The sequence below is a fragment of the Variovorax beijingensis genome (assembly GCF_007828835.1).
GTDB lineage: Bacteria > Pseudomonadota > Gammaproteobacteria > Burkholderiales > Burkholderiaceae_C > Variovorax > Variovorax beijingensis_A.
Map to the genome: position 1 here is coordinate 61,382 of NZ_VIVL01000017.1, position 21,297 is coordinate 82,678.

General features: G+C 66.8%; 24 protein-coding genes and 1 pseudogene. 8 read left to right on the forward strand and 17 right to left on the reverse strand.

The genetic code is table 11. The annotated features are described in order from the left end of the window. Positions 1-17: 17 nt before the first annotated feature. On the reverse strand, positions 18-638 hold the full coding sequence (gene thpR, locus FB547_RS30585; RefSeq protein ID WP_145747379.1) for an RNA 2',3'-cyclic phosphodiesterase: 621 nt from the start codon (positions 636-638) through the stop codon (positions 18-20). 154 nt (positions 639-792) lie between these two features. Between thpR and FB547_RS30590 the strand changes: the two genes are divergently transcribed. Next, positions 793-1,365 (forward strand): protocatechuate 3,4-dioxygenase, encoded by a 573-nt coding sequence (locus tag FB547_RS30590; RefSeq protein ID WP_145747405.1) that lies wholly within the window; start codon positions 793-795, stop codon positions 1,363-1,365. Here the strand turns inward: FB547_RS30590 and FB547_RS30595 are convergent. The 7 genes from FB547_RS30595 to FB547_RS33430 all read right to left on the reverse strand — a co-directional run bounded on the left by FB547_RS30595 (position 1,298) and on the right by FB547_RS33430 (position 8,774). Next, the gene (locus tag FB547_RS30595) at positions 1,298-2,872 is read right to left on the reverse strand and encodes a PepSY domain-containing protein (protein WP_145747380.1); all 1,575 of its coding nucleotides are present in this window, start codon (positions 2,870-2,872) and stop codon (positions 1,298-1,300) included. The two genes, FB547_RS30590 and FB547_RS30595, sit on opposite strands and share 68 nt — an antisense overlap. 32 nt (positions 2,873-2,904) lie before the next feature. After that, a complete protein-coding gene (locus FB547_RS30600; protein WP_145747381.1) occupies positions 2,905-4,998 on the reverse strand; it encodes a TonB-dependent receptor in 2,094 nt (697 codons plus the stop codon). A gap of 65 nt (positions 4,999-5,063) precedes the next feature. Next, entirely contained in the window at positions 5,064-6,044 is a 981-nt protein-coding gene (locus tag FB547_RS30605; protein WP_145747382.1) for a CobW family GTP-binding protein, read from the reverse strand. Positions 6,045-6,084: 40 nt separating this feature from the next. Continuing rightward, a complete protein-coding gene (locus tag FB547_RS30610; protein ID WP_145747383.1) occupies positions 6,085-6,990 on the reverse strand; it encodes a metal ABC transporter substrate-binding protein in 906 nt (301 codons plus the stop codon). A gap of 1 nt (position 6,991) precedes the next feature. Beyond that, positions 6,992-7,867 (reverse strand): metal ABC transporter permease, encoded by an 876-nt coding sequence (locus FB547_RS30615; protein WP_145747384.1) that lies wholly within the window; start codon positions 7,865-7,867, stop codon positions 6,992-6,994. After that, positions 7,864-8,625, reverse strand: coding sequence for a metal ABC transporter ATP-binding protein (locus FB547_RS30620; RefSeq protein WP_186454303.1), 762 nt, complete (start codon positions 8,623-8,625; stop codon positions 7,864-7,866). The genes FB547_RS30615 and FB547_RS30620 overlap by 4 nt, the downstream gene beginning before the upstream one ends. After that, the gene (locus tag FB547_RS33430) at positions 8,622-8,774 is read right to left on the reverse strand and encodes a hypothetical protein (protein WP_186454304.1); all 153 of its coding nucleotides are present in this window, start codon (positions 8,772-8,774) and stop codon (positions 8,622-8,624) included. Before FB547_RS33430 ends, FB547_RS30620 begins: the two co-directional genes overlap by 4 nt. Before the next feature lie 80 nt (positions 8,775-8,854). On the opposite strand from FB547_RS33430, the gene FB547_RS33435 reads away from it, so the two are divergent. Further along, a complete protein-coding gene (locus tag FB547_RS33435; protein ID WP_186454305.1) occupies positions 8,855-9,010 on the forward strand; it encodes a hypothetical protein in 156 nt (51 codons plus the stop codon). Between the two features lie 91 nt (positions 9,011-9,101). Next, complete coding sequence (locus tag FB547_RS30625) at positions 9,102-9,389, forward strand: DUF6616 family protein (RefSeq protein WP_145747385.1); 288 nt, start codon at positions 9,102-9,104, stop codon at positions 9,387-9,389. Between the two features lie 74 nt (positions 9,390-9,463). Here the strand turns inward: FB547_RS30625 and FB547_RS30630 are convergent, their stop codons facing one another. Next, the gene (locus FB547_RS30630) at positions 9,464-9,841 is read right to left on the reverse strand and encodes a winged helix-turn-helix transcriptional regulator (protein WP_145747386.1); all 378 of its coding nucleotides are present in this window, start codon (positions 9,839-9,841) and stop codon (positions 9,464-9,466) included. Positions 9,842-9,933: 92 nt separating this feature from the next. Between FB547_RS30630 and FB547_RS30635 the strand changes: the two genes are divergently transcribed. Continuing rightward, on the forward strand, positions 9,934-10,296 hold the full coding sequence (locus FB547_RS30635; protein WP_209502758.1) for a YybH family protein: 363 nt from the start codon (positions 9,934-9,936) through the stop codon (positions 10,294-10,296). A gap of 17 nt (positions 10,297-10,313) precedes the next feature. Here the strand turns inward: FB547_RS30635 and FB547_RS30640 are convergent, their stop codons facing one another. From FB547_RS30640 to FB547_RS30650, 3 genes are read right to left on the reverse strand one after another with little or no spacing between them, the layout of a single operon-like run. Continuing rightward, positions 10,314-11,219: an alpha/beta hydrolase gene (locus FB547_RS30640; RefSeq protein ID WP_145747388.1), complete on the reverse strand. Its 906-nt coding sequence runs from the start codon at positions 11,217-11,219 to the stop codon at positions 10,314-10,316. Between the two features lie 6 nt (positions 11,220-11,225). Continuing rightward, positions 11,226-11,615, reverse strand: a complete 390-nt coding sequence (locus tag FB547_RS30645) for a RidA family protein (RefSeq protein WP_145747389.1) — start codon at positions 11,613-11,615, stop codon at positions 11,226-11,228. Between the two features lie 7 nt (positions 11,616-11,622). After that, entirely contained in the window at positions 11,623-12,531 is a 909-nt protein-coding gene (locus FB547_RS30650; RefSeq protein ID WP_145747390.1) for a diiron oxygenase, read from the reverse strand. Between the two features lie 133 nt (positions 12,532-12,664). Here FB547_RS30650 and FB547_RS30655 point away from each other — a divergent pair, with 133 nt between their 5' ends. Continuing rightward, positions 12,665-13,573 (forward strand): LysR family transcriptional regulator, encoded by a 909-nt coding sequence (locus FB547_RS30655; RefSeq protein ID WP_145747391.1) that lies wholly within the window; start codon positions 12,665-12,667, stop codon positions 13,571-13,573. A gap of 154 nt (positions 13,574-13,727) precedes the next feature. Further along, complete coding sequence (locus FB547_RS30660; RefSeq protein ID WP_145747392.1) at positions 13,728-14,696, forward strand: Bug family tripartite tricarboxylate transporter substrate binding protein; 969 nt, start codon at positions 13,728-13,730, stop codon at positions 14,694-14,696. Here FB547_RS30660 and argE read toward each other — a convergent pair. The 5 genes and pseudogenes from argE to FB547_RS30685 form a co-directional block, all read right to left on the reverse strand. Continuing rightward, positions 14,676-15,791: an acetylornithine deacetylase gene (gene argE / locus FB547_RS30665; RefSeq protein WP_145747393.1), complete on the reverse strand. Its 1,116-nt coding sequence runs from the start codon at positions 15,789-15,791 to the stop codon at positions 14,676-14,678. The genes FB547_RS30660 and argE overlap by 21 nt on opposite strands. Before the next feature lie 18 nt (positions 15,792-15,809). After that, positions 15,810-16,748, reverse strand: a complete 939-nt coding sequence (locus FB547_RS30670) for a DMT family transporter (protein WP_145747394.1) — start codon at positions 16,746-16,748, stop codon at positions 15,810-15,812. After that, a complete protein-coding gene (locus FB547_RS30675) occupies positions 16,749-17,468 on the reverse strand; it encodes an alanyl-tRNA editing protein (protein WP_145747395.1) in 720 nt (239 codons plus the stop codon). Between the two features lie 78 nt (positions 17,469-17,546). Continuing rightward, the gene (locus FB547_RS30680; RefSeq protein ID WP_145747396.1) at positions 17,547-18,377 is read right to left on the reverse strand and encodes a helix-turn-helix transcriptional regulator; all 831 of its coding nucleotides are present in this window, start codon (positions 18,375-18,377) and stop codon (positions 17,547-17,549) included. Positions 18,378-18,768: 391 nt separating this feature from the next. Then, positions 18,769-18,897, reverse strand: a pseudogene (locus FB547_RS30685) (integrase); the annotation flags it as partial. A gap of 45 nt (positions 18,898-18,942) precedes the next feature. Between FB547_RS30685 and FB547_RS30690 the strand changes: the two are divergent. Both FB547_RS30690 and FB547_RS30695 read left to right on the forward strand, forming a co-directional pair. After that, a complete protein-coding gene (locus FB547_RS30690) occupies positions 18,943-19,857 on the forward strand; it encodes a LysR family transcriptional regulator (RefSeq protein ID WP_145747397.1) in 915 nt (304 codons plus the stop codon). A gap of 77 nt (positions 19,858-19,934) precedes the next feature. After that, on the forward strand, positions 19,935-21,254 hold the full coding sequence (locus FB547_RS30695; protein WP_145747407.1) for an arylsulfatase: 1,320 nt from the start codon (positions 19,935-19,937) through the stop codon (positions 21,252-21,254). The last annotated feature ends 43 nt before the right edge of the window (positions 21,255-21,297 follow it).

Genomic DNA, 21,297 nt, shown 5'->3' on the forward strand with positions numbered 1-21,297 from the left:
CGATGCCTGGCGCGTCGTCAGGCCGCCCGCTCCGAGGGCCACCGCCCCAGCACCTCGTGGATGCCTTCGCCGACGTGGCTTTCGATCAGCGAGAACGAGCCCGCCATCCACCGGACCGGCTCGATGGCATGCGGCTCGATCTTGCGCGGCGTGTAGGCCAGCGTCATGTGGGGCGTGAAGCCGCGCTCGGGCTTGAAGCCCGCATCCGCCAGCGCCTCACCCAGGCGCTGCCTGAACGCCGCAAGCGCCGAGGTGCTGCTGCCGCCGCCGCACAGCACAAAGGCCTTGCTCTGCTCGAAGCGCATGGCCTCGTCGAACATCACCTCGAACGACGGCGGCGCCACGGCGGCAGCCGCCTCCAGGGCCGCTTGCACCGTTTCGCGCGGCACCGCCAGAAAATGCCCGAGGTGATACAGCGTGACATGCAGGCGATGCGCCTCGGTCAGCTTGCCTTTCAGCGAATGCCGGTCCTTCAGGCGCGCCGCCAGCGCGGCAATCGACGCGGCATCTTCGGGGCGCGGAAAGATTGCGAAGAAGAGAGAGCGCGGCAGGCGCTCCTTGCGCGGCGCGGTGCTGCGCGCACGGCGGGGCGGCGGCGGCGCGGGATCGATGCCTGGGAGTAGCAGCTGTTCGGGCATGGCAGATGTCGGATTCACCGGTGCATTCAAACACGGCCCGGCGCCGTTGACCCGCACCCGGAACTCGGCGCATGCTGCACGGCTCTGACCTGCCATGAACGCCCCATCAGCATCCGGCCTTCCCCGGCGCACCGTCGCCGCAGCGCTCGTTGCCATGCCCGCGCTCTGGCTGGGCGCCCGCGCGCAGCCGGCGGCCAGCCGGCTCGCCACCCCTTCGCAGACCGAAGGCCCCTTTTATCCCGTGCGCCTGCCGCAGGATTCCGACGGCGATCTGCTGCGCAACGGCGCGCTGGACTACCGCGGCGGCCAGCCGGCCTGGGTCGACGGCACGGTGACCGATCTGGCCGGCAAGCCGCTGCGCGGCGCCCAGGTCGAGATCTGGCAGTGCGATCAGAACGGCCACTACCACCACCCCGGCGACGGCGGCCGCGCCGATGCCGCCTTCCAGGGCTTCGGCCGCGTCACGGTCGGTGAAGACGGCAGCTACCGCTTTCGCACCATCCGCCCCGTGCCCTACAGCGGCCGCACGCCGCACATCCATGTCAAGGTGAAGCTCGGCACGCGCGAGCTGCTGACCACGCAGCTCTACGTGGCCGGCGACCCGGGCAATGCGCGCGACTTCATCTGGCGCAATCTTCCGCAGGCCGCGAGGGAGGCCGTCACAGTGCCTTTCGAGCGCGGGCCGGATGGGCTGCAGGCGCGCTTTCCAATTGCGGTTGCGGCCTGAAGGCGCCCGCCGCTGCCGCCGCTGTTGCCCGCCTTCGCCGCGAGGGAACCAGGGCACGCCAGGCGATCACGCAAGACGTGAGGCACAGCCCGATCCCCAGCAGCGAGAAGCCCAGGACCAGTGCATGCCGCAGCCAGGGGCGCGCAAGAAGCGGCGCAAAGTCCAGGCTGTGCAGCCCATGGTAGAGAACGCGCTGCCAGCGGCCCGACGCATCGCTGCGCAGGAGAATGCGTGCCGACGCGGGGTCTGCGAAGGCGGACACGCCGTCGGTCCAGTCGGCGCGCCACACGGGCAGCGGACGGGTGTGGCGGGTGTTCGGGTCCGCAGCCTCGCGTGCGTAGTACAGATCGTCGTAGGAATCGATGCGGCGCAGCGCGGGAACGCCGGCCTCCGGACGCAGCGCGGCCAGCAAGGCATGGACGGTGGCCGCAGGCAGCGCGGCAATGGCCCGCTCCGGATCGCGCGTCTCGGCACGTACCAGCAGTTGGCCCTCGGCAGATTGCAAGCGATACCACGGCTGCCCCGCAACGTGCAAAAGCTCCAGTTCGCGCGCAGCGAGGCCCTGCCGGCTGGCCTGCCTCAGCGCCTCGGCCGGATCGAGCCACGCCTCGATCGGTGCGCCGGCCCAGCGCACGCGCTCGTCTGCCGTGGCCCCGCGCGGGGAAAACACGCCGAACGGATTCATCGACAACAGGCCCGAACATATCCATGTGAGCGTGAAGATGCCTGCCGCCAGCCCCGCGATGTGATGCCAGCGCAGCCAGAACTTGCGGTAGGGAATCCAGCGCGAACGGTTCAGGAAGAGTTGCCAGGTGCCCAGCACCACGCCGCTCAGCGCCAGCAGGGTCGCGGGAAGGGAAAGCCACACCACGGCGTGATGCCAGGCGGCGGGGAACTGCCGCAGCACGGTCGGATAGATCCAGTGCGGCACGGCACCCAGCCAGTTCCAGAAGCGCTCGGCGCGGCGCGTGTCGCGCACGACCTCCGCCGCACCTGGAGAAACATAGAGTTCCAGCCCGTCCTCGCCATCCAGCGCAACCTTCACCAGCGGCCGGTAGGGATCGAGGCCCTGCGGCACGGTCCATTGATCGCGCTCCAGGCGCTCGGCGTGCCGTGCGCGGCGCCCGCTGAAGGCGTCGGCCGCGGCGGCCGCCTGTGAATCCGTGAGCGGCGACCGCAAGGCACCACTGCGCGCGTCGAGCGTTCGCCAATGGGGCGCAGCGGCGCCCTGCTCTCCATGCGCCAGCAGCCGCCAGACCGGATCCGCACCCGCCATGCCCAGGCGCGCCTCGGTGAAGCGAAGTCCGGCGCGCCGAGCCGCCTCCTCGGCGGTCAGGCAGCACCCCGGCGGCAGTTGCAGCGGCGGCAAGGCCTGCAGGCGTTCGACGGGGGTGAGGCTCGGGAACGGCACGAAGTACAGGACAACCCCGCTCGCAAACCACATGAGGAAGAACAACGCAAGCACGACGCCCAGCCACTTGTGCAGAAAGATGAGGGCCTTCTTCATGGCGCAATTGCCAGCTGCACGGCATCGATCATTCAGAAGCGCGCACGCGCCGTCAGCTGCACCGTGCGCGGCGCGCCCAGCAGCCAGCGCACGTTGCCGGTGCCCGAGACCGCATAGTCGCGGTCCGTCAGGTTCTTGACGGCCAGACTGAAATCGAGGCTGCGCGAAAACTCGTAGGCCAGCGACGCATCGAACACCGTGTAGGCCGGCAGGCGCGCCGTGTTGGCCGCGTTCGACTGCCGCGCGCCGACATAGCGTGCCCCGATGCCCAGCTGCCACCGCGGCTGGAAGCGATAGGCCGTCCACAGGTTGGCCGTGCGCTCGGGCACGCCGACCGGGATGTTGCCCGCGCGTGAGATGGCGCGGCCAGCGACCACCTCGTTGAAGTCGTCGTAGCGCGCACGCAGCAGCGCCGCATTGGCGTCGACGGTCCAGCCGGGCAGCGGCTCGGCCGCCACGGCCAGTTCGATGCCGGTCGACGATTGGCGCCCGACCTGTTGGGTGATCCTGGGGTCGCTGGCATCGCGGGAGAGCAGGTTGCGCTTTTCGATGCGGTAGAGGGCCAGCGTCCATTCGCCCTTGATGGCCGGCAGGCTGCTCTTGGCGCCCACCTCGACCTGCCGGCCTTTGGTCAGGTCGAAGGCGTTGCCACCGTTCGGAAGCGACAGCGCACCGCTCAAGGGGTCGGTTCCCGTGCCGTACTGGCCATAGAAGGAAACCGCATCGCTGGGTGTCCAGACCGCACCGATGCGGCCCGTGACCGGACTGTATGTCTTCGACAGACGGGCGCCAGTGCGCAGATCGTTGTTGTCGAGCCGCATGCGATCGCTGCGCAGGCCCGCCACGAGCTTCCAGCCGGGGGCGAGTTCCAGCGCATCCTCCGCGAAGAGCGCGGCCGTCTCCAGTGTGGAGCGGCGTCCCGGAAGCGTCGGCACCGGGCTGGTGAAATGGCCCGGCGCAAAGAAGAACGGGTCGACCGTGCTCACGCCGCCGTAGGGCGAATTGTTGGTGTGCAGCAGGGTCGTGCGGTACCAGTCCAGGCCGGCGACGAAGCGGTTCTTCAAGCCGCCGAGTGTGCCGTCGAAGGTGGCATCGAAGCGGTTGCCCGTCTGCTCCTGGTCGTGCAGGATCTCGATGTAGTCGCCGCGGCCGACCCGCGTGCCGGCCCTGTTGAAGCTGTAGGCCTCCGTGTTGCGCCAATGGCGCGCGGACGCCAGGTGGTAGAGCTCGTTGCGCAGCCGGATGCCGTCGCCGAGCTGGTATTCGGCCTTGACGCGCCACATGCGGTCGTCGTACTTCACGACCGAATCGTCCACGTTGAAATTGGTGCGCCGCAGCCGGCTGTCGAGCGCGCCATCGAGAAGCGGCGTGCCGAAGTAGCGCGCATCGTCATTGCGGCCGCCATCGAACGACAGCGTCAGCTTGAGCGCCCTGCTCGGACGCGCCGCAAGCGCGAGCGCGTAGTTCTGCCGGTCGTAGTTCTCGAAGCGGCGAAAACCATCGCTCGCGCCCGCATCGACGTAGACGGAATAGGCCAGGCTGTCATTGATCGGCCCGCGCAGTCCGATGCCGCCCTGCCGCGTCCCGAAGGAGCCCAGGCTGAAGAAGGCTTCGCGCTCCGTGCGATCGAAGCGCGGCTGCTTGGTGATGTAGTTGACGGCCGCGCCGATGGCGCCGTCGCCAAAGAGCACCGAGGCCGGCCCCCTGAGCACCTCGACCGACTCGAAGGGCCAGCTGGAGAACGGATAGGTCACGGTGCCGGACGCAACCACCAGCCGCGTGCCGTCGACCAGTTGGGCCACGGAGTTGTGCCCCGCAAAGCCCCGCGCCACCAGGCTGGTGCCGCCATTGCCGGGCGCCGGCGCTTCGGTGACGCCCGGAAAGCGGATGGCGACATCCTGCGCGCGGGCCAGGTTGCGTTCGGCGATGTCGGCGCTGCCCAGGCTGCTGACACTGGCCGGCGTCTCGCGCGGCGCAAGGCCCAGGCGCGAGCCAGTTGCGCTCGGCAAGTCGAGGCCCAGGCTGCTGCCGGGAGCGGTTTCACCGGCTGACACCTCGACGGCCGGCAAGGCGGCCTGGGCGCGGGATGCGACCGGGTGCATCGCCAGGCCGGCGATGCATGCCATGGCGCGTATCGCCCTGTGGCGGCGGATCGATGGGCACTCGATCGATGGGAACTTTGCGGATGGCTTCATGCTGCTGCGGCCAGGCATTGTTCGAGTCCCTGCACCAGGACATCCCTGGGCAGCTGCCTGCCGATGAAGACGATGCGGCTGTGGTGCGGCTCGCCCTCTTTCCAGCCGGGGCCGGCCTCGGTGCCCATCAGCATGTGGACGCCTTGCAGCACCACGCGGGTGTCCAGTCCGACCACCGCGATCACGCCCTTGTAGCGCATCAGGTGGGTGCCGTAGATCCGCAGGATGGCGCCGAAGAAATCTTCCAGCCGCGCCGCATCGAAGGGCCGCTCGGCGCGAAACACGAAGCTGGAGACGTCGTCATCGTGTTCGTGATCGACGTCGGTCAGGAAGTCGGGTTCGATCTCCAGGATCGCGTTCAGGTTGAACCCGCGGATATCGAGCAGCTGGTCGATCGGGGCCTGGCCGAAATGCGCCGCGGTGATCGGCGCGCGCGCATTCATGCGCAGCAGGCGCTGCTCGAGCGCCCTTACCTCTTCGACCGACACCAGATCGGTCTTGGACAACAGGATGCGGTCCGCAAAGCCCACCTGCTCCTGGGCTTCATGGTGCTCGTCGAGCTGAGCCATCGCATGCCTGGCGTCGACCAGCGTGACGATCGCGTCGAGCAGATAGGTCTGGCTGATCTCTTCATCGACGAAGAAGGTCTGCGCCACGGGCGCCGGGTCGGCCAGCCCGGTGGTCTCGATGATCACACGCTCGAAGCTCGCGCTGCCGTTCCTGCGGCGCGCCGCGAGCTCGCCGAGGATGCGCACCAGATCACCGCGCACGGTGCAGCAGATGCAGCCGTTGTTCATCTCGATGATCTGCTCGCCCTCTTCCTGCACCAGCAGTTCGTTGTCGATGCCGGCTTCGCCGAACTCGTTCTCGATCACGGCAATCTTGTGGCCGTGCTGCTCCTTCAGGATGCGGTTCAGCAACGTGGTCTTGCCGCTGCCGAGGAAGCCGGTGAGGATGGTGACGGGGACGAGGCTCATGGATGGCTCTGAGTGAAGATTGATGGGGCGCTCGACGAACTCAGCGCTTCGCGGAGAGCGCCGAGGCAATGGTTATGGCGTTGTGGGCGAACAGCTTCAGGTAGGTGTCTGCTTCGGTTCCCGGTGCCGACAGCGCATCGGAATAAAGCCGGCCGCCGACGATGACCCCGCCCTCACGCGCAATGCGCTGGACCAGGCGCGGGTCGGAGATGTTCTCGACGAACACCGCGCGTACGTCCTCGCGCCGGATCTGGTCGATCAGCCGCGCGACCGAGGCGGCCGAGGCCTCGCTGTCGGTGTTCATGCCCTGCGGCGCAAGGAACTCGATGCCGTAGGCCGCGCCAAAATAGCCGAACGCATCGTGCGAGCTGATCACGCGGCGATGCTGGCGCGGCACCGTATCGAAACGTGCGCGAATCTCGCGGTCGAGCGCCTGGAGCCGCTCGATGTAGCTGGCGCAGCGCTGGCCGATCTCGGCTGCAAACGCCGGCCGTGCGCGCGCCATCGCATCGCGCAGGTTCGCCGCATAGCGCTGCGCGTTCGCAAGGTCCTGCCATGCATGCGGATCGGGCTCGCGGCCCATGCGGCGCACCGGCACGCCCTCGCTGGCCACGGCGACGGCACCGCGGTAGCCGGATGAACGCACAAGCCGGTCCATCCAGCCTTCGAACGCCAGCCCGTTGACGACGACCAGCTCGGCATTGGCGAGGCGACGCGCATCGGCCGGGCTCGGCTGAAAGACGTGCGCGTCGGAGTCCGGACCGACCAGGGCCGCGACTTCGACCGCGCTGCCGCCGATCTCGCGCGCCATGTCGGCGAGGATCGAGAAGCTCGCGACGACGCGCAGCGGACGCGGTGCGGTGGATTGCGCAAACACCGGCAGCGGCAGCGCGATGAGCGACGTGGCGAAGAAGCGGCGGCGCATGGGATTCGATGGAAAGTTCATGTCAGGCATTTCGATGAGAGCGTGGGCGCAGGAGCCGGGTGAGCAATCCACCGTTCGGTCCGAACACGAGCGACAGCAGATAGGTCGCGCCCGCCACCAGGACGATCGCGGGCCCCGAGGGCCACTGCGCATGAAAGGACAGCAGCAACCCGGCAAAGCCGGACAGCAGCGCCATGCCGGCTGCAACCAGCGCAAGGCTCCAGACTTCGGCGGCCCAGAAGCGCGCCGCGGTGGCCGGCAGCATCATCAAGCCGACCGCCATCAGCGTGCCCAGCGCCTGGAAGCCTGCCACCAGATTGGCGACGGTAAGAACCAGAAAGACGCCGTGCACCAGCGAGCCGGGCCCGCCCACATTGCGCAGGAAGCCCGGATCGAGGCATTCCACGAGCAGCGGCCGGTAGATGGCCGCCAGCACGACCAGCGTCGCGCTCGCGACGCCGGCCATCAGCATCAGCGCCGCGTCGTCCACGGCAAGGATGGTGCCGAAAAGCATGTGCATCAGGTCGACGCTGCTGCCATGGGTCGACACCAGCAGCACACCCAGCGCGAGCGCGATCAGGTAGAAGGCCGCGAAGCTCGCGTCTTCGCGCTGCGACGTCACGCGGGTGACGAAACCGGCCGCCAGCGCCACGGCGAGCGCCGCGAGGAAACCGCCCGCACTCATCGCCGCCAGCGAGAAGCCCGCAAACAGAAAGCCGAGCGCCGCGCCCGGAAGCAGCGCGTGCCCCATCGCGTCGCCCATCAGGCTCATGCGCCGCAACACCAGCAAGGTGCCGATCGGCGCGCTGCCCAGGCCGAGCGCCAGCGTGGCCACCAGCGCGCGGCGCATGAAGCCGTACTCCACGAAAGGCTGCACCAGCAAGGCCGCGGCGTTCATGCCACGACCTCCCTGCACACGGGCGCATCCTCGTCCCACGCCTCGGCCATCTGGCGCGCGCGGAACAGGTTCCCGGCATGCAGCACCTCGGCCGTCGGCCCCCAGGCCACACAGCGCCGCGCCATGAGCAGGGTGCGGTCGAAGTGCAGGCGCACCTGCTCGAGGTCGTGCAGCACGGCGATGACGGTGCGTGCCTCTGTATGCCAGCGCGCAACCACGGCCAGCAGGTCGGCGGTGGTACGTGCATCGATCGCGTTGAACGGTTCGTCCAGCAGGATCACCGACGCGTCCTGCAGCAGCACGCGCGCAAAGAGCACGCGCTGGAACTGCCCTGCCGACAGCTCGGCGATGCCGCGGCGCTGGAAGCCGCCAAGGCCGACGGCCTCGAGCGCGGCTCCCACGGCATCGCGCTGCCGTGCGGCGATGCCCTTGACGCAGCCGAGCCGCCCCCAGTGCCCGAGCGCCACCAGGTCGAACACGCGGATCGGAAAGCTCCGGTCGATCTCGGCCTGCTGCGGCAGCCACGCGATGCGGTCGCGCGAGGCGCCGTCGAAGGAGACCCCGCCCTCGGCTGGCCGGATGCGTCCCATGATCGCGGCAAGGAGGCTGGTCTTGCCCGCACCGTTCGGCCCGACGATGGCGGTGAGCGAACCCGGCGTGAACTCCCCCGACAGGTGATGCACGGCCGGATGGCCGCGATAGGCCACCGTGAGGTTGTTCAACCGGATGGCAGGAGGAGGAATCGGCGTGCCGCTCATTTCAGCGCCCAGCCGACAGCAAGCCACAGCGCCGCGGCCAGCATCAATGCGCCCGCCACGCGCACCCATGCGCTGGCCATCAGCAGGCTCGGCGGGCTTTGCGGCCAGGCATTGGGCGCAGCTTCAGTTCGGCGGGGCGGGTGTTCCATGCCTGGACTATATTGCAATTGCGAATGCATTCGCAATAACAGAGAAAACCTTTGCGCCACAAGAGTGCGATCGGCGTTCCTTGAACATTCGACTGACGCGCAAGGGCAAGCAGATGGCCAGGAAGGCGTTCGATCAACACGGCCGGTGGATTGCCAGCCTGTTCCTCCATCTGTCCGTACAGGAGCGAAAGACGCTCGCCGGCCTGCTGCAAAAGGTGGCGGCAGACCGGCCATGACCAGCGGCATCGCTCATCACAACCTCAAGCAAAGGAGCTCCCATGTCCCACTACCGTTGAACTCTATTCCCCCAAGCCCGGCTGGCTGGCGTTGCCGGCGCTGCAGCGCAGCCAATTCCTGGACGAAATCAAGGCGGGCATGGGCGGGCTGGGCGCGCTCGGCGTCGAAATCCTGATGCTCGGCCAGACCGAGCCGGGCATCGACCAGGCCAGCGGCCATCGCTTCCTGGGCATCTGGCGCTTTCCCGATGCCAAGGCCCGCGATGCCTTGCTGGCAGGCATCAAGGCATCGGGGTGGTACGACCATTTCGAGCACGTGAATGCCGCTGGCGCCGGGGGCGGCTTTTCAAGCCATCTGGCCGAGTTGGCGAATGCTTGAAGGCTGATCTTCCGGTGCATGCCAGGGAATAGCGACAGGGCTGCAGCGCCCTGCCCTGTGCCGCCGCGCCCGACTCAATCTTTTGGTGCGTGCGCCACGCCAGCCTTGGCCCACACTTCCAACCGATCGAGCAGCAAGACCAGCGACTGCCCGCGCGCCGACAGCGTGTAGCGAACCCCACGGGGAAAACTCGACAGGAGCTCGCGCGAAACCAGGCCTCGTTGTTCCAGGCCATCCAGGCGTTCGGTCAGCACCTTGGGCGTGATTCCGGCCAGGCACCCGACCAGTTCGCCATGGCGCTTGGGACCGGTCTGCAGATGCCAGAGGATCAGCGCGTTCCAGCGGTGCCCCAGGAAGGCCAGCCAGTCTTCGACCGGGCACTCGCTCGCGTGCTTGGCCGCAGGTGTGTCGATGCCGGCCGGGGCCGCCAGGTTCTCTGCAGTCCTATCCATTTGGTGAGTACTGGATCCGCATGCTGTGATGGGCTCCATCGTATTTCAGAGAGAGCCCGTCCGTCATGTCCAAGGTCACGACCCCCGCCGCAATGAACGAAGCCTTTGCCCGCGCGTTCAACAGCCGGCATATCGACAACCTGCTGTCGCTGTACGAACCGGATGCCGCCCTGCGCACCGATGCGTCCGCCCCGACATGCAGGGGAAAACCCGCCATCGCCGCGGAGTTCGGCAAGCTGCTGGAGATTCCGGGAGTGATGGTGTCTCGCAACAACTTCTGCGTGGAAGTGGACGGCCTTGCGCTGCTGCGCGCCGACTACAGCCTGAGCTCGCCGGAGGGAAAGACGATCCTCGCCGGCAGCTCGGCCGAGGTCGTGCGCCGGCAGGCGGATGGCTCGTGGCTCTACGTCATCGACCATGCGGCGGGTGCGAGCCTGCCGCGTGTTGAAGGCTGAGCCGGTCTGCGCCTGCCCTACCGGCGGCAGGAGGCCGCGAAGAAATCGAGGATCTGCTCGCCCAGCAGCTGCTCCCCGCTGTTGAAATGCGCCATGACGGAAACGTGGTTGTGGCCCGCGACCTTCATGTGGCGCGGCGCGACACGACGTGCCTCCGCCACGCGATAGGCGAATTCGGTCGCATAGACGTCGAGCAGCGGGTTCTCGTATTGCGCATTGACGACGAACACGGGCATTGCGAGGTGCGCTGCATGCGCGATGGGCGCCAGGGCCGGATAGAGGCTCGGGTCGTGGCCGAAATACGCCCGCACGCCGGCCGCGTTGGGGTTTTCCGGCAATGTGTCGGCGCGCAGCCGCGCGGACACCAGCACCAGGCAGCACACGTCGCGCCGCAGGTGGGCGAGCGCGGGATCGCAGGCAAAGGTCGCCGCGTGGGTGCCTCCGGCGGAATGGCCGATCAGGCAGATGCCGCGCGGATCGCCGCCAAAGCCGCGGATGTGCCCGGAGACCCAGGCGCAAGCCGCGGCGACGTCCAGGGCGCCTTGCGGATGCGGCGCCTCCGGTGCCAGCCTGTACTCGACATTGACGCCCACGCAACCCTGGCGGGCGAACCAGGTCAGCACGTTGGCGTACATGGCCTCGTTGATGTCCTTGGCGCCACGGACGAAAGCGCCGCCGTGCACGAAGACCACCACGGGCGCGTCGCGCGCAACTGCCGGACGATAGACGTCCAGCAGCTGGCGCGGGTGAGGTCCGTAGGAAAGTTCACGCGTGACGGCGACGCCATCGCGCGGTGCTGCCATCAACACAGGCAGGTAGGCGGCCTTGACCCGGTCGCCCGCGCTGCGGATGTCCTGCTGCCACATCGGGCCGACCTCGCGCAGCAGTTCCTCGATTGCGACGGGCCGGGGGATCGCGCGCATGGCCGGTCAGTCCTGCCGGAAGGCCGTGGCCTCGACCTCGAAACACCAGTCCGGGTGTGCCAGCGCCGCGACCACCACCAGGGTCGAGGCCGGCCGCGCCGATCCAAGGTACATGCTGCGGATCGCATTGAGCCGGGGCAGGTCCGCCGCACGGGTGAGGTAGGTCGTCACCTTGACCAGGTGCGATGCGTCCATGCCGGCCGCCTGCAGCACCGCCACCAGATTCTTCCAGGCCTGGTCGGCCTGGGCCTCGAAGCCTTCCAGCAGACGACCTTCCGGGGTCACCCCGATCTGGCCCGCCACATGAAGACAGGTGCTCGGGCCATGGGTGGAGATGCCGTGGCTGTAGGCACCGGCGGGCGCTGCGACGTTGCCGGGAACGATTCGTTGGTGCATGGCGGCTTCAGTGCACGACGCTGTCGATCTCCGGGATGGCCGGAATCTCGACGCCGTACACGCCGATGTCCTCGCGGATCTTGTTCACGCCCATGCGGATGATGCCGATCTCTTCATCGGGGTGCGTCGCGCCGAGGCCGTGGTCGGCCGCCAGCGCGCGGTTGCGGCCGGAGCGCGCGCGCTCGGCGTCCGGCAGGTTGACGACGGCATAGACGCCGTTGAGCAGGCTGCCGCGCAGCTTCTTCGCGACCTTCAGGCCGATCAGGCGCTTTTCCTCCGGAGACAACTCGCTGAAGAAGCGCCGCATGATGATGCGGCCGAACTGTATGTGGCGCGCCTCGTCGCGCAGGATCAGCCGGCAGACCTCGCGGATCGAGTCGAACCGGGCGTTCTCGTAGCGCGCCTGCAGCAGGTCGCCGGACAGCTGCTCGAACAGCGTGTTGACCGAGAGGCCGGCGAAGAAGCTCATGGCCTTCTCGTCCGACTCGTCGTGGAAGCGCGGGATGATGTCCTTGAAGTAGTCAGACCGCGGCATGGGCTCGTATTCGGCAAGGGCGTCGGCGATGCGGAAGCTGGCCTCGTGATGGCGGAACTCCTCGGCGATGAAGTTGGTGATGTGCTGCTTCACCTCGAACGGCTGGTGTTGAAAGATCGCGTCGCGCAGGCGCTCTGCGCCATAGGGGGTGGCGCCGTGCTCCATCCAGGCACGCAGGCTCCACCATTCGGCGCCGGCCTTGCGCACTTCCGGCGGCAGGTCGGCCTGCTGGAGGTCGGAATAGTCGATGTCGGCGATCGGGTTCCAGGCCAGGTCGCGTGCCTGGGTGCAGAGGCGCCAGACCTCCGGGTACTCGACCTTCGACACCACCGGATAGGGGTTGGGAACGGCGGGGATTTCTTCGAGCAGGGACGGCTGCATGGGCGTGGCTCCTTCATTCGGCGATGGGGATGCCATTCATGCTAGGCGCGTGCTCTTGATACATCCAATACTGTTTAAATGGAGTCGTGATCCGAACTGTGTATATCCAGTCAACTTTCACAAGGCTGTCCAGATGATCGAGTTCAGGCAATTGCGTCAGTTCGTGGTGGTGGCGGAAGAGCTCAACTTCGGCCGTGCTGCGGAAAAGCTGCACATGTCTCAACCGCCACTGAGCGTGGCCATACGCAACCTGGAGCTGCAGGTGGGCACGCTGCTGATAGACCGCAGCCGGCACCATGTGCGCCTGACGCCGGCAGGCAAGGTTTTTCTGAAGGATGCGCACCGCCTGCTGACACAGGCCCATGCGGCCACGGAGCGCGCCCGGCGCGCCGCCCAGGGCGCCGAAGGCTCGCTCAGCCTGTCCTTCGTGCCAAGCGCTGCGCTCGACCTTCTTCCGGACATCTTCAAGCGGTTTCAACGCGACTACCCGACAGTCCACCTGCAAGTAACCGCGGAGACGACCACCCGGCAGGTGGAGGCCCTGCGGCGAGCCGAGGTCGACCTGGCCCTGGTGGTCGGCCCACTGCAGGACGTGCCGGACCTTGCCTTTGTTGATCTTCAGGCACAGGGTTTCGTGATTGCCGTGCCTCGCAGCCATGCCCTGGCAAAACAGCGCTCCGTGAAGATCAAAGCCCTGGCGGCAGAGCCCTTCATCGCCTTTCCAGCGGCCGAGGGCGCGGGTTTCGTGGCGGCGCTTCTCAGTGCCTGCAAGGCCGCGGGCTTCTCGCCAAGGGTCGTCCAGGAAGCCTCCCAGATGCAGGCGGTGCTGACACTGGTCGCCGGCGGCCTGGGCATCGCCCTGGTGCCGGCCTCCATGCGCATGCTGGCCATGAAGGACGTGACTTTTCTCGACGTGGCCGAAACGCGCGCGCCGCCGACCTACCAACTGGCCTTCGCCTACAGCCGCACCAACGACAACCCTGTGATCCATTCTTTCCTGTCGGTGGCGGGCAAGGTCGTCTCGCACGCGCGCAGCACCTGAATCCCGGCATTCCGGCCGGACCATGGTGATTCGATTCATGTATGGATTCGGTACGCAGTCCGTATTGGACGTTATGACGCACCGTTTGCATCATGTTGGCAAGGCGCCGGGGAACGCCGCCGATGTCGCCCGCATCTGCCAACTGGAGTCCACGATGAAATTCATGAAGCTGTTCGCCGCCCCGGTGCTGCTGGCTGCAGCCATCTTCGCTGTGCCGTCGTCCGCGCAGACCTACCCTGCCCGCGCCATCACGCTCGTCGTTCCCTATCCGCCGGGGGGCTCGGCCGACATCCTGGCGCGCACCGTCGGCGAACAGCTGGCAACCCGCCTTGGGCAGCCTGTGATCGTGGAGAACAAGGCCGGTGCCGGCACGGCCATCGGCGCACGTTTCGTCGCAGATGCCAAGCCCGACGGCTACACGCTGCTCATGGGCACCGTCAGTTCCCAGGCGATCAATCCGGCCATGAGCAAGGTGGGCTACGACCCGATCAAGGGCTTTGCGGTCGTCAGTGCGCTGGCATCGATTCCCTTCGTGCTGGTGGCCCATCCCGCTGCTCCCTACAGCAATGTATCGGAACTGATCGCCGCCGGCAGGAGCAGCCCCGGCACCATCGGCTTTGCATCGGCCGGGCCCGGAACCTCCAACCACCTGGCGGGCGAGATGCTCGCGAACGCCGCGCATGTCCAACTGCTGCACGTGCCGTATCGGGGCAGCGCGCCTGCGCTTGCGGATGTGCTGGCCGGGCATGTCCCCGTGATGTTCGACCTGCAGACCACCGCCATCCCCAACCTCAAGGCGCAGAAGGTCAAGGCGCTGGCCGTGACGAGTCTGCGTCGCAGTCCGTTGCTTCCCGACGTGCCCACGGTGGCGGAGAGCGGCTTGCCGGACTTCGAAGTCAGCGCCTGGTTCGGCCTGTTCGCACCCGCCAAGGTCCCGCAGCCTGTACTCAGGCAGCTGTCCGAGGCAATGGCCGACGTCCTGCAGGCTCCCGCCATGGTGCAGCGCCTGCGGGAAATCGGTACAGAGCCGGATACCCGCAACGCCGCGCAGTTCGCCAGCTACACAGCAGCGGAAGTCGGCAAATACGCGCTCATCGTGAGGTCAGCGGGCCTCGCGCCCTGATGCCGCCCATGCCCCGACGCGAGCAAGAAAGCGCTCGGCAGCACGGAGCTCACTGGCGGCGATCCACTCGTTGGGCTGATGGGCCTGCGCAATGGCACCAGGCCCGCAGACCAGGGAGGGGATGCCCGCCTGCTGGAAGAAGCCCGCCTCTGTGCCGAACGGGATCTCGCCCGGTGGCCACAGCGCGCCCAAAGTCCTGGCCACATTCACAGCCGCGCTGCTGCCTTCCGCGCAGAGTGCCGGCACCCCGGCCAGTTGCTTCATCTCGACGGCCACGTCGGTTGGAACAGCCGCGAGCAGCCGTTCGAACTCGTCCCTTACCACCGCTGCGCTCGCTTCGTCCGGCGGACGGAACTCCCACAGCAGTTCGCAGCATCCGGGGACGATGTTGATCGCAGTCCCGCCGTTGATGCGGCCGACATTGAAGGTCGTGCGATTGCCCTGCCGGAGAAGCGTGCGCGCCAGGCTTGCCAGCTGCGCGACGAGCAAGGCGGCCGGCTCGATCGCGCTGATGCCCAGCGCAGGATCGCTGGAATGGGCCGGCCGGCCGCAGAAGGTGACCCGATGGCCGAAGAAGCCCCGATGGGCCAGCCCGATGCGCATCTGGGTCGGTTCGCCGACGATGGCAAGCGCTGGTGACGGAAGATGGCCGCGCATCCCCGCGATCAGGCGCGGAACGCCGAAGCACCCCACCTCCTCGTCGTAGGAAAGCGCGAGGTGGATCGGGCGGCGCAGATCGAGGCGGCGCCACGATGGCACTGCGGCGAGGCACGCCGCGATGAAGCCCTTCATGTCGGCGGCTCCCCGGCCGTGGAACCGGCCCTCGCGCTCAACGAGCGTGAAGGGGTCCGAATCCCAGGCCTGACCGTCGACGGGAACCACGTCGGTGTGGCCGGACAGAACGATGCCGTCCGGCGCCGGCGGGCCGATGCTGGCCAGCAGGTTGGCCTTCGTGCCGTCGTCGCTGTGGATCAGCCGTGCCTCGACGCCATGGCCTTCCAGGTATCCGGCCACCCAGTGGACGAGCGCCAGGTTGGACCGATGGGACGTCGTATCGAAGCCGACCAGAACGCGCAGGAGTTCGACCGTGTCCATGGCGTGATTCCGATGGGATCAGGAAAGGGAAGGATCGGACGCTGTCGCCGGGCGCCTGGCCGGACGGAAGGTCGTGACGAAGAAGCCGAGCAGGATGAGCGCGATGCCCGCGATGTGGAAGCTGCGCACGGGTTCCCGCAGAACCAGGAACGCCAAGAGAGCGGTGAACAGCGCGACGAGGTGAAAGGACACGCCAGTCACCGTCGCGCCCAGGGTCGCAACGCAGCGGCTCCACAGGATGAACGCGAACAGCGAAGCAAAAATTCCAATGTAGAGGACCGCGCCCATCGAAGCGGCATCCGTCGGAATGCGTGCGCCGCGCACGAGCTCCAATATCCAGAATGGCATCAGCACGACAAGTCCGGCGGCCATGGTCGCGGCCAGAAACACCAGCGGACTGATCGCTGCAGGCTTCCGTCGGAGGAGAACGGAATACACCGCATAGTTGGAGACGGCCAGCAGCACCAAAAGCTCACCGCCGCCCAGCCGCAATGCCACGAGGCTGGCGAGTTCCCCGCGCGCCACGATCCAGGTCACGCCGATGAACGAGATGGCGATGCCGACCAGCGTCTTCCAGGCGATGCGCTCGGCGCCGAGGACCACCGCGGCGAGCGGAACCATGAGCGGCAGCGTCGAGTTCAGAAAGGCAACGCTGGTGGCAGGCACCGTCTGCAAGGCCAAGTACCCCAACGCGTTGTAGCCGGCGATGCCGAAGGCGCCGCAAGCCGCGATCAACCGCCAGTGCCGCGCAAGCAGCGCCCGCTCCCGCCAGGCCTGCAGCCCGACGAATGGCGCCAGGGCTGCGAGTGCCACGACCCAGCGGCCGACCGCAAGGGACACCGGGGGAAAGACAGGGCCGAGCGCGCGGCCCAGCACGAGGTTGCCGGCCCAGAAAGCCGGTGGCACCCACAGAAGCCAGACGGGATGCGCCCAGAGGGCGAGGAACGGCTTGCGCATCTACAAGCCCTGCAGTCCGATGCGGACGCGACGGTTGGAGCGGCCCTTGTTCTCGATCTTGAGAATCCGGATCGGACGTGAGGCGCCCGTCGATTGAAGGTGCGTTCCCCCGCATGCCTGCCGGTCGAGCCCGGCGATCTCGACGATGCGGACGAGGCCTTCTGCCGATGGCGGCGGAGCCACCGAGCGGGAGCGCAGCAGTCCCTGCTCGCCATGGGCCTCGGTGACCGAAACGTAGCTTGTCTCGACGGCCAGATCCTGAGCGACCACATCGTTCAATTCGGCCTCGAGCGCCCGCAGGCGGTCGTTGTCGGCACCCGGCAGGTCGAAGTCGATGCGTGCCGTACCGTCCTCGTTCATCTGGACGCCGGTCACCAGCGCGCCGTCGAAGTCCCTGAAGACGAGCGCGTTCAACACGTGCAGGTCCGTGTGAAGCTCCCGCATGAGCTGCCGGAAAACCGGGTCGACCTCCACCTGGACTTCGCCGGTGATCTCGATGTCGCCGGGAAGCTGGATCCATGCGAGGCCACCTTCTTCGGAAAACCCGGCGACCGGTGTTTCCCCGCCCTGCCATCGGACGATGCCCCGGTCCGGCAGCTGCCCGCCCCCGCCGGGATAGAGGGGGTGTTGGGAAAGAAGGACGGCGCCGGGCCGTGATTTCAGAACCCGGGCATCCAGCCTCAGGATGCCTGGGTTGTCCTGGCAGAAGAGTCGTGTCATGGTTGGCCTTGCTGATGGAGGTCAGCATGGCAGGACGCCCCGAATTGCTATTGGTCAGAATTGACGCCAGCCATCTTTTCAGTTCGTCAGCGCACGCACGTATTGGAGCGGCGTCATGCCGAAGGTGCGCTTGAAGTGCTTGTTCAGGGCGCTCTGGTCATAGAAGCCTGACGCGAGCGCGGCATCGGCGACGGACTGGCCCGCATGGAGCTGCCGTATGGCGGCTCTCAGGCGCAATTGGGTCAGGTAGGTGTGCGGGGTCAATCCGATCGATCGGTTGAACATGCCGATCAACTGGAATGTCGTCAGGCCGGCAACCTGGCCCATCTGCTCGAGAGTCAGGCGCTCTGCATGGCAGTCGCGCATCAGTTCCAGCACGGGTGCGAGCAGGCGCGCATCTGCCGGCGCGACGGGAACGCGTTGTCCTGCCTCCGCATGCCTTCCGAACAATGCGCCGAAGCTGCGTACGAGCAACTCCTGGTGAAGCAACGGGTCCGGCTCGCCGTCCAGGGTGCGATGGAGTGCCAGGAAACGTGCAACGAGATCCGGATCGCGAAAGACATTCGCCGTGAAATGCCGGGGCTGTTCCGTCCCCAGCGATGTCAGAACGTGCTTGATGCCCGGTTCGGCCAGGTAGAAAGACCGGTACCGCCAACGCTTGCTGCCACCCATGCGGCCCGAGTGAGGTTCGGAGGGATTGAAGACGAGAAGCGCCTGCTCGTGGGCAATGTCCGTGCGGCCGCGGCTCCTGAACTCCGAGCCACCCACTTCCGTGACCGCGACCACGAGGGAATCATGGACGTGGGGCGCGTAGTCGTGCGTTGTGAAATCGGCATGGAGCAAGTCCAGGCCCGGCACGCCGGGCGCATGCCAGTACCGCGAGGTGTTGCGAGGATCGGAACGGGCCAACGGGCATCCTTTCGCACGAAGGGTAGCGGCGCTTCCGGCCGCCGGATCAGGTGCAATTAGATCGCAAACGGCGCGTGGCGCGGCCTTCGGTCACCAGGGCCTCGAAAGCCGGATTGTTGGCGACAGGCGCCGAAGGCCCGCCAGAGAAAACTCACTCCCACTCGATATCAACAGCCCGCCCAAACCCGCATGGTTAAAGGACTTGGCGGCAATTGACATAGGTCCTTACCGTCGCTTGCGACAGCGCGGCTTCGGCGAAAGCGCCCTGCTCCATCGCATCCAGCATCACCGAGCGCATGCCGTCGCGCTGCATCCGCACCCGCTCGAAGCCCTCGAGCACTTCGTACGCCCCGGCAACCACGCGCTCCGCGATCGTGCACGATGGCAAACCATAGATTTGCTTGGCGATGTCTCGCACGTGGACGGCCGTGGCCGGCGCCCCCTTATTGCAGAGCTCGCGCAGGTCGTCCGACGTGATTTCGCTCGGGAGGCGGTTCTTGAACACGGGCAGGATAGAGCGCACCTCGATAATGCGGGCAATACCTCCAGCACATTCCTTCACCGCATGAACCTCTCTGTCGCAGACCTCACGGCGTTCATGGAAGTTGTGCGCAGCGGGAGCATCAGCCGTGCGGCGCAGCATTTGGGTATCACTCAGCCCTCGGTGTCCAAAGCGATGCGCCGGCTGGAAGACGAGGTGGGCGTGCAGTTGCTCGAACGGGGGCTGCACGGTGCACGTTTGACGGCCGATGGCGAGATGTTCCTGGAAGCTGCGCGACGTTTTGAGCTACAGCGCTTCGACCTCACGCGCGCCGCGTCTGAACTGCGCGCGCGACATGCTGGTCTGCTACGCCTCGGCATCACCAGCCCGGCAGCCGACAACACCGCAGTGATAGCCGCCGCCGAAATGGTGCGCAAACGCCCTGGTCTGAGGCTGCGCCTTCGTGTCGGTAAGTCTGACGCGCTCGATACGGCGGTCGATGACGGCGAGATTGACTTGGCGGTTGTGCCCTCTTACAAGGGCCAGTCGTTGCAGAGCACGCAGCTCCAACTCGGCGAGGACCACATTCGCGTGGTGGTGCGGCAGGGGCACCCGCTGACGAAGAAGCCGGTCGTCAGCTTGAACGACCTCACGCCCTACGCGTGGGTGATGGCACCGCCGCGAAGTGCGGCGCGGAGGCATTTTTTCGCCATTTTCGAACGCAACGGTGTGCCCATGCCGCGCGTGGCAGTCGAGACCGAATACACCTCCGAGGCAGCAATGGGAATCCTGACTTCGACGGACCTCCTGAGTATCGTGCCGGACTCCGTGGTGCGCAGTTGGCTGGGCAGGGCAACGCCGCTGAGCATTCCCGAACTTGCGGTAAGCCGGACGCTCGTGCTCCTGTCGCGCCCGGGCGCGCGATGGTCCCCGCTGATGACGGAATTTCGCGAACTGGTGTCGTCGTACTGGCCGAAGGGCCATTCCTCCAATGAATGAAATGGTGCGCGTGATGGAATGATTCGGGCGTGGATCTGGCTGTGCAATGGAATCTTCCAAGTGCAAAAAAGCCATCCATGTCATTGCCAAACATTGTCCTGATCGTCGCCGACAACCTGGGTTGGGGCGAGCTCGGCTGCTACGGCGGGGGCGCGTTGCGCGGCGCGCCCACGCCGCGCATCGACCATCTGGCCCGCGAGGGCCTGATGCTGCAGAACTTCAACGTCGAGAGCGACTGCGTGCCCACGCGCTCGGCGCTGATGACCGGGCGCCATCCAATCCGCACCGGGTGCCTGCAGTCCGTACCGCCGGGCATGCCGCAGGGGCTCACCCGACGCGAAATCACGCTCGCGCAGTTGCTGTCGTCGCGCGGCTATGCCACGGCGCACTACGGTAAATGGCATCTCGGTGACATCGAAGGTCGCTATCCCTCGGACCGCGGCTTTGACGAGTGGTACGGCATTCCGCGCACCACGGACGAGAGCCAGTTCACTTCCACCATCGGCTTCGATGCGAGCGTGGTCGACCTGCCCTACATCATGGAAGGCCGGTGCGGCGAGCCCTCGCGCCAGGTCAAGGTCTACGACCTCGAATCGCGCCGCTCCATCGACGAAGAACTCGTTGCGCGCTCATGCGATTTCATGCGCCGGCACAGCGAGGCCGGTCAGCCGTTCTTCCTGTACCTGCCAATGGTGCACCTGCACTTCCCCACGCTGCCGCACCGCGACTTTGCTGGCAGCACGGGCAACGGTGATTTCGCCGACTCCATGGCAGAGATGGACCACCGCGTCGGCCAGATCATCGACGAAGTCGAGCGCCTGGGGCTGACGGACGACACGCTGTTCATCTTCTGCAGCGACAACGGCCCCGAGTTTCGCGCGCCCTATCGCGGCACGGCCGGGCCGTGGCGCGGCACATACCACACGGCCATGGAGGGTAGCCTTCGCGTGCCATTCATCGCGCGCTGGCCGGGGCGAATCGAGCCAGGCCGCATCAGCAATGAGATCGTGCATGTGACGGATGTGTTCGCAACGCTGGCGAAGGTTGCAGGAGGTGAGCTTCCTGCCGACCGCCCGATCGACGGGGTGAATCAACTTCCCTTCATGCTCGGCGAGCCCAAATCATCGCGCGAAGGTTTCCCGTTCTTCATCAAGAACGAATTGCGCGCACTGAAATGGCGCGATTGGAAACTGCACTTCTACTGGGAGCCCGAGGTCAACGAGGGCAAGGGCAAGCTCGAGTCGCCTTACCTGTTCAACATCATCCGTGACCCCAAGGAAGAGACCGACGTGCTCGTCTTCAATACATGGGTGATGGGGCCGATGCTGCGAATGCTGAAGGTGTTCAACGACAGCTGTCAGCAGTTTCCAAATACGCCGCCCGGTGCCCCGGACTGAGCGCCAGCCTCCCCTCTCTTAAACGCCAATCGACCAGACAGGA